A 14,182-nucleotide genomic window follows, 5' to 3' on the forward strand; every position below is an offset into this window, starting at 1 on the left:
TGGTAGGAGATGGCGAGCTTGTCCGCTCGCATGGCCAGCCCCCGCCACTGTTTGAGCCGGCTGATGCATTGTTCGACCGCGTTGCGCTGCTTGTATATCTCGGCGTCGAAGGCGGGCGGCCGACTACCCGAACGACGTCGGCGCCGCCGGTGACCGGCCTGGTCGGACGGTTGGGGAATGAGGTTGGTTCCGGTCTCAGGGGCCGGGGTGTGGGCCGTGGACCGCGTCGGACGAAGCCGTTCGGCGGCGGGCTCACGGCCTGTCGGTGGCCCCGCGACGCAGTAGATGGCCGCCAGGGCCGAACCGACCCGGCGGGCGACGTGGTACCGAGGTCTGACGGGGTCAGCCGACAGGGGTACGGTCAAGTGGGCCTGGGGACTGACGTGTTGTGGGGGATCAGGGCCTAGCTTCGACCGCATGATCCTCAGACATCGCAGAGCCGCTGTGGCAGGTCTGCTCACCCTGGCCCTTTCCGCGCCGCTTCTGGCCGCCGCACCGGCCGTTGCCGCCGACGCCGCGCAGGTCGTGTCCCAAGTCCCGTACAGCAGCGCGTTGGAACTCCCTTCCCTCACCGGTCCGTATCCCGTGGGCCGCCGCGTATTGCACATGGTCGACCGGAGCCGCGCCGATCCGTGGGTGCCGACATCCGGCCCCCGGGAGCTGATGGTGACGGTGTCCTACCCGGCACGTTCGGCGAGCGGGGTGCCGGTGGCATACATGACCGACGAGGAGGCGCGGCTCCTCCTGGAGGCGAGAGGGCTCGGCGGCGTCGTACCCCATGAGACGGTCGCCGGGGCGCGGACCCGTGCGTACCTGGGCACGCGTCCCGCGGCGGGGCGTTTCCCCCTGGTGCTGCTTTCCCCGGGCTTCTCGATGCCGCGTACCACGCTCACCTCGATCGCCGACGACCTCGCGAGCCGCGGCTACGTCGTTGCCCTGGTGGACCATGCGTACGAATCCGTCGGCACCGCCTTCCCCGGGGGTCGGACACTGACCTGCGTGGCCTGTGAGCGGGGCGAGACCCCGGAGGCGTGGGCCGCCGTCGTGCGCGTCCGGGCCCGGGACATGTCCTTTGTGATCGACGAGTTGACCCACGGCCGACAGGCCGGGGCGTTGTCCCGCACGATCGACCCGAGTCGGATCGGAATCGCAGGGCATTCGGTCGGGGGCGCGGCCGCTGCGGCAACCATGGCCGCTGACCGTCGTGTGCGGGCCGGGGTCAATCTGGACGGTGACTTCTTTCTGCACCCTGCTGCGGCAAGGCTCGGCAAGCGCCCGTTCATGATGATCGGTGCCGAGTCCATCCACAGCCCCGGCAGCGGCCGGGTCGCCGACTGGCCCGAGGCGTGGAAGCACCTGAACGGCTGGAAGCGCTGGCTGACCGTGGCGGGCGCCGGCCACTTCTCCTTCACGGACCTGCCCTATCTGGCAGATCAGTTGGGCCTGGAGGACTCTGCCGTGCCACTGTCCGGAGAACGCGGGTGGCGCATCACCCGCGACTACGTATCAGCCTTCTTCGACCTTCACCTGCGGGGCACACCGCAGCGGCTCCTCGACGGCCCCAGGGCCACGCATCCCGAAGTCGTATTCCAGCGGCCGTGACCAGCACTTCGGGCGTGCTCGTCCAGGCAGCGTCGTCCGGATCGGTTGCTCGTTGGTCCGGGAGTGCCGTTGAGTGATGCGCAATGGGCGCGCGTCGAGCCTTTGCTCCCGGACCATACGCCGAAGCGAGGCGGTCGCCGGCAACAGTGAATGCAGGGCGCTGGCCTTCGGCCGCGGGACCTGCAAGCAGCGCAACACCGTCGAGCGGTGCATGTGCGTACGGAGACGACTCGCCCCACGCCGCTGCCGGTGCGTAAAGATGACCCCATGGGCGACCTCGTCAGGTTCCTTCGAGACCGCAACATGGCGGACAACCACGCCTATGCCGAGGTGGCCCACCGTTTCGGCGGCGGCGCCCTCCTCGACAGCCAGCTGCCGATGCTCGACCTGGTCGACATGCTGGCCAGGCAATACGAGGCAATGGATCCGGCGGATGCACGCCACGCAGGTCTCGCGTACGCGCTGAGCGTCCTGGCGCAGGCGTACGCCGAGCACCCCGACTACCGCCAGGAGTGGCGTCCGTAGCCCCACCAAGGAGACACGCTCTAGCTGCGTCCTGGTTCGGTCTATCCGACGCTCCAGTTGCTGGAGGACGAAGGGCTGATCGTCAGCGCCAGCGAGGGCGGCAAGAAGCCGTTCACGCTCACCGACAGCGGCCGGGCCGAGGCGGATTCGGGGGTCGAGGCGCCCTGGGAGGAGGCCGGGCGCGGTGTCGACTGGGAGAGCGCCAACGAGATCCGGCAGGCCGGTTTCGGTCTGATGGAGGCGTTCGGCCAGGTCTGGAGGACCGGCTCGGCCGATCAGCGGGAAAAGGCTCTCGCGGTCGTCAACGAAGCGAGGAAGAAGATGTACCTGATCCTCGCCGACGAGGGCTGAGTCCGTGGGTGCGGACGAATCGGGGGCCTCGCGGTCGTGCCGCGAGGCCCCTTCTCGTGGGCGGGATCCGGTCAGGCGGTGACGAGCCCGTCCAGTTTGCGCAGTGATTCGACGAGCGCGGCCGTCGCCGAGTCCTTGAGCTTGCCCGCCATCAGGGAGACCGCGGCTCCGGTGAACTCCCCGTCGATCCGGACGGTGGTCGCCTCCCCGTCAGGGGTCAGTGAATACCGCATCGCCAGGTTGACGCCCATCGGGCCCTTGCCCCTGGTGGCCAGCAGTCGGGTGGTCTCCAGTTCCGCCACCGTCCAGGTCACCTCGGCGGGGAAGCCCATCAGCTTCATGTTCTCCTCGTAGGTGGCCGCGAGCTCCAGCGTCGTCGGGCCGCCCTTGGGAAAGCTGGTGTGGGTGGCGTTCCACCGGCCGTAGGCGGTGAAGTCCGTCAGCTGGGCCCAGACCTTCTCGGCCGGTGCTTCGATGCGTGCCTCCGCGCTGACCTCGGCCATGCGACCACCCCTTCTCGACGGGTTCCCGGTGTAGCGGAACGTAGCCGTAGCGGCCGGAACATTCAATACTGATGAATCGTCAGATTTTCGGTCCGGTGCCACTCGTTCCCGCGCGCCAGATCAGCGCGCCGTCGAACCGGTCGAAGGCGCGCGGGTGCGGGCCGTCGTCGTGGCAGTGGAACGCGGACCAGAAGAGGTCGGCCCGCAGCGCGTCGGGCGGTGCGTGGACCCGGTACACGTACTCCCGGCCGTCGAGTGCGGGCAGGGCGACCAACCAGGACACGGCCGCGCTTCTCCCTTCCGGCTGTCGCGTGGGGGTATGGCCTGTGGGACGTAGGAGCGAGGATTCCGGTTGCCCGGGGAGCGCGAGGCAAGGCGGCGCGCGCCCTTTTTCGCGACGCGCCCCGGAATCCGCAGGATCTCATCCGCAAGGAGGAGAAACCGTTCGAGTGTGCCCAACTTGCGTGGGATGACGGGATGGGTCCCTCCGGGGATGTATCGCCGCCGCGGGGCTGATGGGGTAGGAAGCGTGCGATATCGGATGCCGCGGATTCCCCAGCAGCCTGTTCCGGACCGTGCCGGCCCCGTCGCCGGACTGACCGTGGAGCTGGCCGCCGTGGTGACGGGTGCCCGCAGGCGTGCGCTGCGCGACGGTGACCGCCAGATCGACACGGCACATCTGCTGCACTCCCTGATCGAATCGGACCCCGAGGCGCGGGCGGCTTTCGAAGGCGGCTCCCAACTCGCCAGGGTGCTTGGCTACCTCGTCCAGCGCAGTATCGGGTACGGGCTGCGCTGGCAGGGCTCGGTGGAGGACTCCGGCGCACTCCCGGTCGTCGCGCGCCGGGACCTCGCGGTGCGGGACGCCGGAGTGGAGGGCTGGTCGCCCTCGGCGGCCGCGGCGATGTCCGGGGCGCTCGACCGGGCGGCGGTCCGCGGCGACCTGCGGGCCGGAGGGCTCGACCTGCTCGCGGCGCTGGCGGTGGACCACGAGTGCCGCGCCGTCGAGGTCCTCGCGCGGGCCGGGGTGGACACGGAGAAGCTGGCCGCCCGGATCGCTGATGTGCGCGACCAGGGAGCGTGGGAGGCGGAGCGCTGACAACCCGGCGGATCTGCCGTGCGACGGGGCGGAGTGGAGCCTTCCACTCTGGGGCGTCCATGTCAGGCGTGACCGGGGTGACGCTGCTGACCGCAACTGTCATGATGGGCCGATGTACGCGTCTCAGGGGAGAAGCGCCAGCCTGGGACTAGCCCTGGCCTCGGCGTTCGCATTCGGCGGTTCAGGGGTGGCGGCCAAACCGCTGATCGAGGCGGGGCTCGACCCGCTCCATGTGGTGTGGCTACGGGTGGCCGGTGCGGCACTGGTCATGCTGCCGGTGGCCTGGCGCCATCGCGAGCTGGTGCGGAGCCGGCCGGTTCTGCTGCTCGGCTTCGGACTGCTCGCCGTCGCGGGTGTGCAGGCCTTCTACTTCGCCGCGATCTCCCGGGTGCCCGTCGGTGTCGCGCTGCTCGTCGAGTACCTGGCGCCCGCGCTCGTGCTGGGCTGGGTCCGGTTCGTGCAGCGCAGGCCGGTGACCCGGCGGGCCGCGGTCGGCGTGGTGCTCGCGGCCGGCGGGCTGGCGTGCGTCGTCGAGGTCTGGTCCGGGCTGAGCTTCGACGCGTGGGGGCTGCTGTTCGCGCTCGGTGCCGCCTGCTGCCAGGTCGGCTACTTCGTCCTGTCGGACCAGGGCAGCGCGGACCGGGCGGAGGGCGAGGAGCCGCCGAATCCGGTGGGCGTCATCGCCTACGGACTCCTGGTCGGCGCGGTCGTACTCACCGCGATCGCCCGGCCCTGGGGAATGGACTGGTCGGTGCTGGCCGGTACCGCGGGAATGGACGGGCGCGACGTGCCGGCCTGGCTGCTGCTCGTCTGGATCGTGCTGCTGGCCACCGTGGTCGCGTACGTCACCGGCGTGATCTCGGTGCGGCTGCTGTCGCCCGCGGTCGCGGGCGTGGTCGCCTGCCTGGAGGCGGTCATCGCGACTGTGCTCGCCTGGGTGATGCTCGGTGAGCATCTCTCCGCGCCCCAGCTCCTCGGCGGCGCCATGGTCCTGTTCGGTGCCTTCATCGCCCAGTCGTCGACGCCCCGGGCGCCCACGGGCCCCGTCGCGTCGGGTGCCGGCGCCGGGGTCCGTGCCGAGGGGGAGCTGTCCGCGGGGAGCACCGTGACGTGACCGGGGTCCGCCGCCCCGCCGCCCGCCGACCGGCGTGTTCCGGTGGCGGGCGGTTGTCGTCGCGCGGTCAGAGCGCGGTGATGTAGTCCGGGACCGCGACGGCGGGGTCGAGATCCTCCGAGGGGATAGGGGCCGCGTACCCGCGGGCCAGCGGGACGACGCCCGCCCAGTGGGGGAGCGCGAGGTCGCGGTCCTCGTCGTTGGGGCCGCCCGTGCGGATCTTGGCGGACACCTCCCGCAGGTCCAGCCGGATCACGGCCGTGGCGGCCAGCTCCTTCGCGTCGGCCGGGCGCGCGTCGGCGGAGCGGCCGGGTACCACCTGGTCGACGATGGCGTCGAGGGCGATGCGCCGCTCCTCCGGGTCGGTCACCTCCCGCGCGATGCCGTGGACCACCACCGAGCGGTAGTTGATCGAGTGGTGGAAGGCGGAGCGGGCCAGCACGAGGCCGTCGACATGCGTCACCGTCAGGCAGACGGGGAGGCCGGGATCGGTCCGGCCCGCCTCGCGCAGCGGACGGGAGCCCGTCGAGCCGTGCACGTAGAGCCGGTCGCCGACCCGGCCGAAGAGGGTCGGCAGGACGACGGGCGCCCCGTCGCGGACGAAGCCGAGATGGCAGACGTACGCCTCGTCGAGTATCGCGTGGACTGTCTCCCGGTCGTATGCCGCGCGTTCGCGGGCGCGGGTCGGGACGGTGCGCCCGGTCGGCTCGTAAGCGGCTTCCGGGGTGGCGGTCTGCGGTGAAGTGGTGTCCGGCATTGCGCACTCCATTGCACTAGTGCATAATCTTGTTTGTGCTAGGAGAGTATCGGATTGCGGGGCGGCGTGCATCGGACATCGCCGCCAGTGTGGAGAGCGGGGTCGGGTCGGGTGAGCTCGAACCCGGCCAAGTGCTGCCGCCGATGCGGGAGTTGGCGGAAGAGCTGGGGGTGAATCCCAATACGGTGGCGGCCGCCTACCGCATCCTCCGCGAGCGCGGGGTGATCGAGACGGCAGGGCGCCGGGGCAGCCGGGTGCGGCCGCGCCCGGCGAGTACGGCGCGCGACGCGCTCCGGGTCGAGGCACCCGAAGGGGTGCGGGACCTGGGGGCGGGCAACCCCGATCCCGCCCTGCTGCCCGCGCTGGGCCCGGTGTTCGAGGCCGTCGCGGCGGAGTACGACGGGGCCCCCGGGATGTACGGGCAGCCACCGGTGGACGCGGAGTTCGCCGCGCTCGCCCGTGCAGCGCTGGACGCGGACGGGGTGGCGGCCGGCCCCGTGCTCGCGGCCTCCGGGTCGCTGGACGCGATCGAGCGCGTGCTGGCCGCCCACCTCAGACCCGGTGACGCGGTCGCGGTCGAGGATCCCGGGTGGGGCAGCGTGCTGGATCTCGTCCCGGCGCTGGGGCTGCGCCCCGTGCCCGTCGCGGTGGACGACGAAGGGCCGTTGCCCGACGCCGTCGACGGGGCGTTGAGAGCCGGGGCCCGGGCGCTGGTGGTCACCGACCGCGCGCAGAATCCGACCGGCGCGGCGATCGGTGCCGGGCGCGCCGTCGAGCTGCGGGCTGTCCTCGCCGGGCACCGGGGCGTCCTGCTCGTCGAGGACGACCACGGGCACGGCATCGTCGACCTGCCGCTCCATCCGCTGTCCGGTGCCACCGACCGCTGGGCCTTCGTGCGGTCGGTCGCCAAGGCGTACGGGCCCGATCTGCGGGTCGCCCTGCTGACCGGCGACCCGGTGACGCTGGACCGGGTCGCCGGGCGCCAGCGGCTCGGTCCTGGCTGGGTCAGCAGACTGCTGCAGCGGACGGTGGTGCACCTGTGGAGCTCGGGCGCCGTCGAACCGGCCGAGGTGTCGCGGGCGTACGCGATCCGGCGGGACGGCCTGGTGCGGGAACTGGCGGAGCGGGGTGTGCGGGCCCACGGGCGCAGCGGGATGAACGTCTGGGTCCCGGTCCCCGACGAGACCGGGGCGGTGGCGCGGCTGTTGCACTCCGGCTGGGCGGTGGCCCCCGGCGCGCGGTTCCGGATGGCCACGCCCCAGGGGGTCCGGCTCACCGTCTCCTCGCTCACCGAGGCCGACCTCGGGCCGCTGGCGGACGCGGTGGCGGCGGCGGTGGGGCCGGTGGAGCCATTGAGCTACGGCTGATCCCCGGGCCCGGCGGCCGGGAGGCGGTGGGGTCGGGGCCGGCTCTGGGTGAGGGCCGCTCCCGCCAGGACCACCAGGGCGCCCACCGGTGTGTTCCAGCTCAGCCGCTCACCGAGCACGAGCACACCGGCGGCGGTCGCGATGACCGGGATGAAGTAGGTGACCATCTGCGCGGTCGTCGGGCCGACCTCCGTCACCAGGCCGTACTGGACGAGAACCGCGAACCCGGTCCCGAGCGCCCCGAGGGCCACCACCGCGAGCGTCGGGAGCAGGGGGAAGCTCTGGGGCACCGAGGTGAACAGCGGGGTCACCAGGGCGAGCTGCGCCGTGCCGACCAGGAGCTGGCTGCCGGTCAGCGACAGCGTCGACGAACCGGTGCCCGCCAGCGTCCGGCGGACGTAGATCCAGCCGACCGGGTAGCTGAGGGAGGCGAGCAGCGCCATCGCCGTACCGCCGAGGTCCAGGCCGGCGAAGCCCTGCCAGGCGCCGAGCACGGTCAGCACGCCGATGAAGCCGAGCCCGAGTCCGGCGACCCGGCGCCGGGTCGGCCGGTCCTCGGAGAGCGCGACGAGCGACAGCGCCATGCCCCACAGCGGCGAGGTCGCGTTGCAGATCCCCGCGAGGGTCGAGGGAACGGTCAGCTCGGCGTAGGCGAAGAGCGAGAACGGCAGCGCGTTCAGGAAGAACGCCGCGACGGCCAGATGCGCCCAGGTGCGGACGCCCCGGGGCAGCCGCTCGCGGCGGACCACCATCGCGACGGCCAGCACCGCCGTACCGAACAGCAGACGGCCGAGGGTGACCTGGAAGGGGGCGTACCCCTCGGTGCCGACCTTGATCAGAAGGAAACTGAAGCCCCAGATCAGCGAGAGCGCCCCGAACCGGATCCGCCAGTCCAGCGTGCGCGACGGGGCGGGCGGGGGCTGGGTGGAGGGGGAGGAAACGGACGGGGGCGGAACGGGGGTGGCGGACGGTCCGGCAGGGGGCGCGGCCTTCGGTCGGGCGACGGTCATGGGGTCAACGATGACGAGTCCGACCACGTAGAACAAGCGAGATTTCATGCGCCTCTCTGCGTAGCATTGCTTACATGTTGAATCTGGAGAGGCTGCGCACCCTGGACGCGCTGGCCCGGCACGGATCGGTGAGCGGCGCTGCCGCGGGACTGCATGTGACCACGTCGGCGGTCTCCCAGCAGATGGCCAAGCTGGAGCGGGAGGTGGGCCAGCGGCTACTGGCCAGGAACGGCCGGGGGGTCCGGCTCACCGATGCCGGCCGGCTGCTCGCCGACCACGCGGCCCGGATCCTCTCGCAGGTCGAGATCGCCCAGTCGGACATCGAGGCGCAGCGGGGCGAGGTGGTGGGCGAGATCCGGCTCTCCGCCTTCCCGACCGCGGCGCGCGGGCTCTTCCCGTCGGTGCTCGGCGCGCTCCGCCGCGACCACCCCGAACTGCGGGTGCGCACCCGGGAGCTGGAGCCCGAGGCCGGCATCCGCGCGGTGATCAGGGGTGACGTCGATCTCGCGGTGGTGCTGGACTGGAGCAACAAGCGGCTGCCCGTGCCGGGCGGGCTCACCCGGGTCGAGCTGCTGGAGGACGCGCCGGACGTCGCGATGCCGGCCGACCACCGGCTCGCCGGCCGGAGCGAGGTGGACCTGGAGGACTTCGCCGAAGACGACTGGGTCTCCTGGCCCGAGGGCGAGTTCTGCTACGACTGGCTGGTCTTCACCCTCCGTTCCAAGGGCATCGAGCCGCGCATCGCGCACCTCGCCGGCGAGCACCACACCCAGCTCGCCCTGATCGCCGCCGGGACGGGGGTCTGCGTGGCGCCCCGGCTCGGGCGCGGGCCGGTGCCGGACGGGGTGCGGCTCGTGCCGGTACGGCAGCGGATGCGGCGCCATGTGCACGCCGTGTGGCGTACCGACGCGGACCGGCGGCCGTCGGTCAGGGCCGCGGTGGCGGCGCTGCGGCAGGCCGGGCAGGAGGTGGAGGGCCGGTAGGGCCGCCGCCCGGCGGTCCGGCTGGTGGAAGCGCTGCCCCTGCGGTCCGGGGCGGGGGCGGGCGGGGGCGGAAAACCCTTGCCGGTCCGGGTCTTCCCGGTCGGGGCCGTGACCCGGCGCCCCCGTCCGCTCCCTCCGGGCAGGGGCGCCTGATGGTCTGCGGGCCGGGGATCTGCCGGGGCGGGGCGGGGCGGGGCGGGGCGGCCTCGGCCCGGGTCACCGGATCTTGCGGAAGTCCCAGGAGGTGATGGCCCGCGGGGTCAGTCGCAGCCAGGCGTGCCGGCCGTCGTGCGGCATGGTGTCCATGCCGAAGTACTTCGCGGCGAACAGCCTTTCCGGTATGTCGAGTTCCGGGCAGTGCTCGCCGGTGCGCGGTGCCTCGCCGACCGGGACGGCCTCCCCGGACAGCTCGATGCCGCGCAGCTCCCCGTACTCCGTCCCGTCGTCCACCACCACCGCGAGCCGGGGGTCGCGGCGCAGCTGGGACCAGCGCAGGCTCCGCGTGATCGAGTACAGCCAGAGCGCATCACCGTCCCAGGCGAACCAGAGCGCGCCGATGTGCGGCCGACCGTCCTCGGCCACCGTGGCCACGCGGCAGGTGCGCTGCTCGGTGAGGTACCTGTCGCGCTCCGCGTCCGTCATCATGATCCGGCGGCCCCGTCGCTGGGTGGTGGCCATGGGCGTCTCCTCCGGTGAGCTGACTGTGCGTCAGATCATGCGGCCTCTTCCTTCGTCGCGCAATGGCGGATAGCCTCGCGCGCCCCGTCCGCCGTGGAGAAGGGGCCGCCGTGCCGTCGCAGAACCGACTCGCCGAACAACTCGATCCGGCCACCACCGCGCTGCTGACGGTCGAATGCCAGCAAGGGGTGGTGGGCCCCGGGAGCGCACTGCCCGAACTGGCCGAGGAGGCCCGGTCGTCCGGCGCCCTGGACCGGATCGCCCTGCTGGTCGGGGCCGCGCACCGGGCAGGCGTCCAGGTGCTGCACGCGGTGGCCGAGCGGCGCCCCGACGGACGGGGCGCCAACAACAACGCCCGGCTGTTCCGGGCTGCCGGGCGCCTGCCGGTGCAGCAGCACAGCGGCACCGCGGCGGTACGGATCGCGGCGCCGATCGAGGTCGCCGCCGAGGACCTGGTCGTACGCAGGCTCCACGGCCTCTCGCCGCTCGCCGGCACGGACGTGGACGCGCTGCTGCGCAACCTCGGCTGCCGGACCCTGGTCGTCACCGGGGTCTCCGCCAATGTGGCCGTTCCCAACGCCGTCTTCGACGCGGTGAACCTCGGCTACACCGCCGTGGTGCCGTCGGACGCCATCGCGGGCGTCCCGGCCGACTACACCCCGGCGGTGGTCCGCAACACCCTCGCGCTCGTCGCCACGGTCACCCGCACCGACGACGTACTGGCCTGCTGGGCGGGTGACGCGATCAGGGAGTGAGGGTGATCGACCCGCCCGCGACGGTGATCCGCTTGGCCGGCAGCGGCCTGGTCGCCGGGCCGTGGACCACGGCACCCGTCGACGCGTCGAACTTGCTGCCGTGGCAGGGGCAGTCGATGGTGCCGTCCGCGACGCGCGAGACGGTGCACCCCTGGTGGGTGCAGGTGGACGAGAACGCCTTGAACTCGCCCGCCTTCGGCTGGGTCACCACGACATGCCGGTCGGGGAAGACCTTGCCGCCGCCCCGGGGGATGTCGGCCGTGTCCGCCAGTGCGGAGCCGGCGGCGGTGGCCGTGGCGGCGGCGGTGGGACCGGTGGTCCTCGCGGACGGCTCGGCCGTGGCAGAGGTGCCCGACCCATTCGTGTTCCCGCAGGCGGCGAACAGGGCGGCCATGGGGGCGGCCCCGGCCGCGACGACGACGGTCCGGCGCCCGGGGCGGTCCCCGCGGCTTCGCGCTGTGTTCATGCTGGCTCGTCCTTCCGTGGTGCTTCCGGTGTTCCGGCTTCCGCACCCGGTCATCGGCAGACGGGCGCACCGGCATGAGCGGGGACCCGGACTGTCAGTGCCGTCTGCGAAGGTGAACGGCATGACACTGAGGAGCTTCGACGCACTCGAACGGGCCATCCGCGGCAGCTGGGGCGCGGACACCACGACACCGGCCCACCGCCCGCACTGGACGCCGGACAACCCCGCGCGCGACCAGTGCGGGGTCACCGCGCTCGTCGTGCACGACCTGCTCGGCGGCGACCTCGTCCGCGGCGAGGTGCACGTGGACGGCGAACGGGTGGATTACCACTGGTGGAACCGGCTGGGCATGGGCGTCGAAGTCGACCTCACCCGCGAGCAGTTCGCCCCGGAGGAGGTCGTCGTCGGCGGGGAGGTGGTCGTACGGCCCGCGGAGATCGTCCGGCTCCGCGAGGAGTACGAGCTGCTGCGCGACAGGGTCGCGGCGGCCCTGCGCTCCGCCGACGCCGCGGCCGTCGCGCGCCCGGCCTGACCGGCGGTCAGGACCCGGGCGTCCCGAGCGCCCCGTCGGCCAGGCCGAGTTCCCGCTCCGCCGTGCGTACCGCCATGCTCGTGACCGCCTCGGGGCGTTCGGCGGCCGAACTGTTGGCGTGCGCGCCGAGGCCGTCGATGACGACCAGGATCCGGATGGTCGCCAGATACGGGTCGTCGGTGCGGAACTCCCCGCTCTCCGCCCCGGCCCGGATCAGCTCCTCCAGACGGCCGCGCCACCGGGCCTCCTGCCGGTCGACCCGGTCGCGCAGGACGGGGCGGTAGCGGCTCAGGTGCCGGGCGTTGATCCACAGCCGGCTGACGTCGTCGTACGCGGGCCCCGTCGCGAGCGCGAAGAAGCGGGTCAGCCGGTCCGTGGGCCGCTGTGCCGCCGGCTGCGCGGGCAGCAGCGAGTCCAGCTCCCCGCCGGCCGCCGTGCCGAAGGCCTCGGCGACGAGTTCCTCGACCGCGGGGAAGTAGTGGCCGATGAGGCCGGGCCGGACACCCAGCTCCTCGGCCATCCGCCGCAGCGTGATGCATTCCAGACCCTCGGTCAGGGCGATGGACGCCGCCGCCTCGACGATCTCCGCACGCCGGTCCGAGGGGGATTTGCGGATCCGCTTCTGCTGCACGCTCGACGCCATGGCGGCAACAGTAATCGGTGTGTCGTGCCGCCGGAACCGCCGCCGCTCCTGCCGGTCGCCACCGCGCGCCGGTCCTACGGTCGGTTCCTGGAAGCAGTCACCGACGCCCAGGAGGACAGGTATGAACAACAACATCCGTACGGCCGCCGCGGCCGCCGCTCTCGTCGCCGGTCTCGTCACGGTCACCGGCACCAGCGGTGCCGCGGCCGCCGAGCGGCCCGAGCGGATCACCAGCCAGGAGCAGCTCGCCCGGTCCATCGCCCAGGCGGTCGCGGCCGAGCAGGAGCGCGGCGCCGTCACCAGCGGAGTCATCGGCGGCATGGTCGCCAGCACCCCGTCGGACGTCCGCGGCCTCTGCTGACGAGAAGGAGGTGAGCACCGTGGACAGCGCTGCGGATCGCGCCCCGGACGGGCGGGAAGAACCCCTCAGGTGGTGTCCGAGCGGTGATGCGAGCCGCCCGGAGACCGTTGTCCTCGGCGTACGTTCCGGGGAACACGATCAGGTTGTCTACCTGGCAGAACCCGTACCCGCCGCCGATGTTCTCGGTAGCATTCCGGAGGGGATAGCCCCCAACCGGGTGCTCCGGTTCGCCTCGCACTGCGTGTCGGACTGCGCGAACCGGGTCGGCGAGGCCTGCGGGCTGATCGAACGGATCAGGACCGTACCGGCCGAGCCCGGTCCGGCCGCTGTACCACGGTGCCATCTCCGCCCGCACTGCAAGTGGTGGAACCAGGCCGGTGTCGAGGCCTGCCACCGCTGTCCCGCCCTCACGACACTGGAACCCCACGACAACGAACTCGCCGTTCTCGTCGCGGACCCGGCGACCACCCGGGACCAGTTGGAGAGCTGGATCGCCGCCGAAGGCCGGGCGGAGTAAGACCACGCGGCCGGTCACGGACCGGCCGAGAGCACGAGAGAAGGGATGTCGTGGACAACTGGATACGGTGCTTCCACCCGGCCCCCGAGGCCGGAGCACAACTGGTGTGCTTCCCGCACGCGGGTGGGTCGGCCAGTGGCTACCACGCCCTGTCGGCCGCGCTCGAGGGGTCGGTGGAAGGACTGGTCGTGCAGTACCCCGGAAGGCACGACCGCCTCGCCGAGCCGTTCGCCGAACGGCTCGGCGATGTCGTGGACGCGGTCCTGCCCTCGATCCCGGTGGACGAGGACAGGCCGCTGTTCCTGTTCGGGCACAGCATGGGCGCGCTGCTGGCGTACGAGACGGCACGCCGGCTCACCGCCGAAGGGCGCGGGCCCGCCGTGCTGTTCGTCTCCGGCAGCGAGGCTCCGGCGCGGCCCCGGCACACCCGGCTCTCCGGCTCGTGCACCGACCAGGAGCTGATCGACGAGATGCGGCTGCTGTCCGGCACGGACGACGAACTGCTGATGCATCCGGAGATCCTCCAGCTGTCGCTGCCGCCGCTGCGCGCCGACTACGCCATGCTGTCGGAGCGCGTCCATGTGCCCGGGCCGCCGCTGAGCTGCCCGGTCTTCATGCTGACCGGTGACAAGGACCCGCGGGTCGGCATGGAGGGCGCCCAGGAGTGGGAGCGGGAGACCGAGGGGGCCTTCGAGCGGCATGTGCTGTCCGGCGGCCACTTCTTCCTGAACGACCATCTGACGTACATCGCGGAACTGATCACCGCACAGGTGCCCGGCCGGACGGTTCCCACCGGCGCCTGACATTCCGTACCGGCGCGGGGGGGGGGGGGGGGGCCCCCCCCCCCCCGGGGGGGGGGCCGCCCCCGCCCCCCCCCCCCCCCCCCCCCCCCCCCCCCCCCCCCCCCCCCGGGCGCGGT

18 protein-coding genes and 1 pseudogene are annotated in these 14,182 nt (G+C 72.7%); 12 read left to right on the forward strand and 7 right to left on the reverse strand.

Going from position 1 to position 14,182, the window contains the following annotated elements; genetic code table 11:
* Positions 1 to 417 precede the first annotated feature (417 nt).
* The 3 genes and pseudogenes from ACF08W_RS30995 to ACF08W_RS31005 all read left to right on the forward strand — a co-directional run.
* Positions 418 to 1,602, forward strand: coding sequence for an alpha/beta hydrolase family protein (locus ACF08W_RS30995; protein WP_385218405.1), 1,185 nt, complete (start codon positions 418 to 420; stop codon positions 1,600 to 1,602).
* A 267-nt stretch (positions 1,603 to 1,869) separates the two neighbouring features.
* Positions 1,870 to 2,127: a DUF6221 family protein gene (locus tag ACF08W_RS31000; protein ID WP_385218402.1), complete on the forward strand. Its 258-nt coding sequence runs from the start codon at positions 1,870 to 1,872 to the stop codon at positions 2,125 to 2,127.
* Positions 2,128 to 2,157: 30 nt separating this feature from the next.
* Positions 2,158 to 2,478: pseudogene (locus tag ACF08W_RS31005) on the forward strand (PadR family transcriptional regulator); the annotation flags it as partial.
* A 71-nt stretch (positions 2,479 to 2,549) separates the two neighbouring features.
* On the opposite strand, the gene ACF08W_RS31010 reads toward ACF08W_RS31005, so the two are convergent.
* Both ACF08W_RS31010 and ACF08W_RS31015 read right to left on the reverse strand, forming a co-directional pair.
* Positions 2,550 to 2,981, reverse strand: a complete 432-nt coding sequence (locus ACF08W_RS31010; RefSeq protein WP_352280532.1) for an SRPBCC family protein — start codon at positions 2,979 to 2,981, stop codon at positions 2,550 to 2,552.
* 79 nt (positions 2,982 to 3,060) lie between these two features.
* Entirely contained in the window at positions 3,061 to 3,264 is a 204-nt protein-coding gene (locus ACF08W_RS31015) for a hypothetical protein (protein ID WP_352280533.1), read from the reverse strand.
* A 246-nt stretch (positions 3,265 to 3,510) separates the two neighbouring features.
* Here ACF08W_RS31015 and ACF08W_RS31020 point away from each other — a divergent pair, with 246 nt between their 5' ends.
* Both ACF08W_RS31020 and ACF08W_RS31025 read left to right on the forward strand, forming a co-directional pair.
* A complete protein-coding gene (locus tag ACF08W_RS31020; RefSeq protein WP_392281301.1) occupies positions 3,511 to 4,080 on the forward strand; it encodes a Clp protease N-terminal domain-containing protein in 570 nt (189 codons plus the stop codon).
* A gap of 112 nt (positions 4,081 to 4,192) precedes the next feature.
* Complete coding sequence (locus tag ACF08W_RS31025; RefSeq protein WP_392281302.1) at positions 4,193 to 5,194, forward strand: DMT family transporter; 1,002 nt, start codon at positions 4,193 to 4,195, stop codon at positions 5,192 to 5,194.
* A 67-nt stretch (positions 5,195 to 5,261) separates the two neighbouring features.
* Here the strand turns inward: ACF08W_RS31025 and ACF08W_RS31030 are convergent, their stop codons facing one another.
* On the reverse strand, positions 5,262 to 5,951 hold the full coding sequence (locus ACF08W_RS31030) for a pyridoxamine 5'-phosphate oxidase family protein (protein ID WP_385216743.1): 690 nt from the start codon (positions 5,949 to 5,951) through the stop codon (positions 5,262 to 5,264).
* Between the two features lie 35 nt (positions 5,952 to 5,986).
* Here ACF08W_RS31030 and ACF08W_RS31035 point away from each other — a divergent pair, with 35 nt between their 5' ends.
* On the forward strand, positions 5,987 to 7,318 hold the full coding sequence (locus ACF08W_RS31035; protein ID WP_392281303.1) for an aminotransferase class I/II-fold pyridoxal phosphate-dependent enzyme: 1,332 nt from the start codon (positions 5,987 to 5,989) through the stop codon (positions 7,316 to 7,318).
* On the opposite strand, the gene ACF08W_RS31040 is transcribed toward ACF08W_RS31035, so the two are convergent.
* Entirely contained in the window at positions 7,309 to 8,328 is a 1,020-nt protein-coding gene (locus ACF08W_RS31040) for a DMT family transporter (RefSeq protein WP_392281304.1), read from the reverse strand. The genes ACF08W_RS31035 and ACF08W_RS31040 overlap by 10 nt on opposite strands.
* A gap of 74 nt (positions 8,329 to 8,402) precedes the next feature.
* On the opposite strand from ACF08W_RS31040, the gene ACF08W_RS31045 reads away from it, so the two are divergent.
* Entirely contained in the window at positions 8,403 to 9,311 is a 909-nt protein-coding gene (locus ACF08W_RS31045) for a LysR family transcriptional regulator (protein ID WP_385216733.1), read from the forward strand.
* A 216-nt stretch (positions 9,312 to 9,527) separates the two neighbouring features.
* Here the strand turns inward: ACF08W_RS31045 and ACF08W_RS31050 are convergent, their stop codons facing one another.
* Positions 9,528 to 9,989, reverse strand: a complete 462-nt coding sequence (locus tag ACF08W_RS31050) for a pyridoxamine 5'-phosphate oxidase family protein (RefSeq protein WP_392281305.1) — start codon at positions 9,987 to 9,989, stop codon at positions 9,528 to 9,530.
* A gap of 62 nt (positions 9,990 to 10,051) precedes the next feature.
* Here ACF08W_RS31050 and ACF08W_RS31055 point away from each other — a divergent pair, with 62 nt between their 5' ends.
* On the forward strand, positions 10,052 to 10,744 hold the full coding sequence (locus tag ACF08W_RS31055; protein WP_392281306.1) for a cysteine hydrolase: 693 nt from the start codon (positions 10,052 to 10,054) through the stop codon (positions 10,742 to 10,744).
* On the opposite strand, the gene ACF08W_RS31060 is transcribed toward ACF08W_RS31055, so the two are convergent.
* Complete coding sequence (locus ACF08W_RS31060) at positions 10,734 to 11,210, reverse strand: Rieske (2Fe-2S) protein (RefSeq protein WP_392281307.1); 477 nt, start codon at positions 11,208 to 11,210, stop codon at positions 10,734 to 10,736. The genes ACF08W_RS31055 and ACF08W_RS31060 overlap by 11 nt on opposite strands.
* Before the next feature lie 121 nt (positions 11,211 to 11,331).
* On the opposite strand from ACF08W_RS31060, the gene ACF08W_RS31065 reads away from it, so the two are divergent.
* Entirely contained in the window at positions 11,332 to 11,742 is a 411-nt protein-coding gene (locus ACF08W_RS31065) for a hypothetical protein (RefSeq protein WP_392281308.1), read from the forward strand.
* A gap of 7 nt (positions 11,743 to 11,749) precedes the next feature.
* On the opposite strand, the gene ACF08W_RS31070 is transcribed toward ACF08W_RS31065, so the two are convergent.
* Positions 11,750 to 12,385, reverse strand: a complete 636-nt coding sequence (locus ACF08W_RS31070) for a TetR/AcrR family transcriptional regulator (protein WP_385216718.1) — start codon at positions 12,383 to 12,385, stop codon at positions 11,750 to 11,752.
* A gap of 121 nt (positions 12,386 to 12,506) precedes the next feature.
* Here ACF08W_RS31070 and ACF08W_RS31075 point away from each other — a divergent pair, with 121 nt between their 5' ends.
* From ACF08W_RS31075 to ACF08W_RS31085, 3 genes are all read left to right on the forward strand, one after another.
* Positions 12,507 to 12,746 (forward strand): hypothetical protein, encoded by a 240-nt coding sequence (locus tag ACF08W_RS31075; RefSeq protein WP_352280545.1) that lies wholly within the window; start codon positions 12,507 to 12,509, stop codon positions 12,744 to 12,746.
* Positions 12,747 to 12,987: 241 nt separating this feature from the next.
* Positions 12,988 to 13,263 (forward strand): hypothetical protein, encoded by a 276-nt coding sequence (locus ACF08W_RS31080; RefSeq protein ID WP_352280546.1) that lies wholly within the window; start codon positions 12,988 to 12,990, stop codon positions 13,261 to 13,263.
* A 50-nt stretch (positions 13,264 to 13,313) separates the two neighbouring features.
* Positions 13,314 to 14,066 (forward strand): alpha/beta fold hydrolase, encoded by a 753-nt coding sequence (locus ACF08W_RS31085; protein WP_352280547.1) that lies wholly within the window; start codon positions 13,314 to 13,316, stop codon positions 14,064 to 14,066.
* The last annotated feature ends 116 nt before the right edge of the window (positions 14,067 to 14,182 follow it).

It is taken from the genome of Streptomyces sp. NPDC015144, assembly GCF_043079735.1.
GTDB lineage: Bacteria > Actinomycetota > Actinomycetes > Streptomycetales > Streptomycetaceae > Streptomyces.

Excerpts from the sequence above, each read along its gene's own strand:
- ACF08W_RS31030 (WP_385216743.1), bottom strand. The coding sequence starts at position 5,951 with ATGCCGGACACCACTTCACCGCAGACCGCCACCCCGGAAGCCGCTTAC.
- ACF08W_RS31050 (WP_392281305.1), bottom strand. The coding sequence starts at position 9,989 with ATGGCCACCACCCAGCGACGGGGCCGCCGGATCATGATGACGGACGCG.
- ACF08W_RS31075 (WP_352280545.1), top strand. The coding sequence starts at position 12,507 with ATGAACAACAACATCCGTACGGCCGCCGCGGCCGCCGCTCTCGTCGCC.
- ACF08W_RS31045 (WP_385216733.1), top strand. The coding sequence starts at position 8,403 with ATGTTGAATCTGGAGAGGCTGCGCACCCTGGACGCGCTGGCCCGGCAC.
- ACF08W_RS30995 (WP_385218405.1), top strand. The coding sequence starts at position 418 with ATGATCCTCAGACATCGCAGAGCCGCTGTGGCAGGTCTGCTCACCCTG.
- ACF08W_RS31070 (WP_385216718.1), bottom strand. The coding sequence starts at position 12,385 with ATGGCGTCGAGCGTGCAGCAGAAGCGGATCCGCAAATCCCCCTCGGAC.
- ACF08W_RS31010 (WP_352280532.1), bottom strand. The coding sequence starts at position 2,981 with ATGGCCGAGGTCAGCGCGGAGGCACGCATCGAAGCACCGGCCGAGAAG.
- ACF08W_RS31055 (WP_392281306.1), top strand. The coding sequence starts at position 10,052 with ATGGCGGATAGCCTCGCGCGCCCCGTCCGCCGTGGAGAAGGGGCCGCC.
- ACF08W_RS31040 (WP_392281304.1), bottom strand. The coding sequence starts at position 8,328 with ATGACCGTCGCCCGACCGAAGGCCGCGCCCCCTGCCGGACCGTCCGCC.
- ACF08W_RS31060 (WP_392281307.1), bottom strand. The coding sequence starts at position 11,210 with ATGAACACAGCGCGAAGCCGCGGGGACCGCCCCGGGCGCCGGACCGTC.
- ACF08W_RS31000 (WP_385218402.1), top strand. The coding sequence starts at position 1,870 with ATGGGCGACCTCGTCAGGTTCCTTCGAGACCGCAACATGGCGGACAAC.
- ACF08W_RS31065 (WP_392281308.1), top strand. The coding sequence starts at position 11,332 with ATGACACTGAGGAGCTTCGACGCACTCGAACGGGCCATCCGCGGCAGC.
- ACF08W_RS31025 (WP_392281302.1), top strand. The coding sequence starts at position 4,193 with ATGTACGCGTCTCAGGGGAGAAGCGCCAGCCTGGGACTAGCCCTGGCC.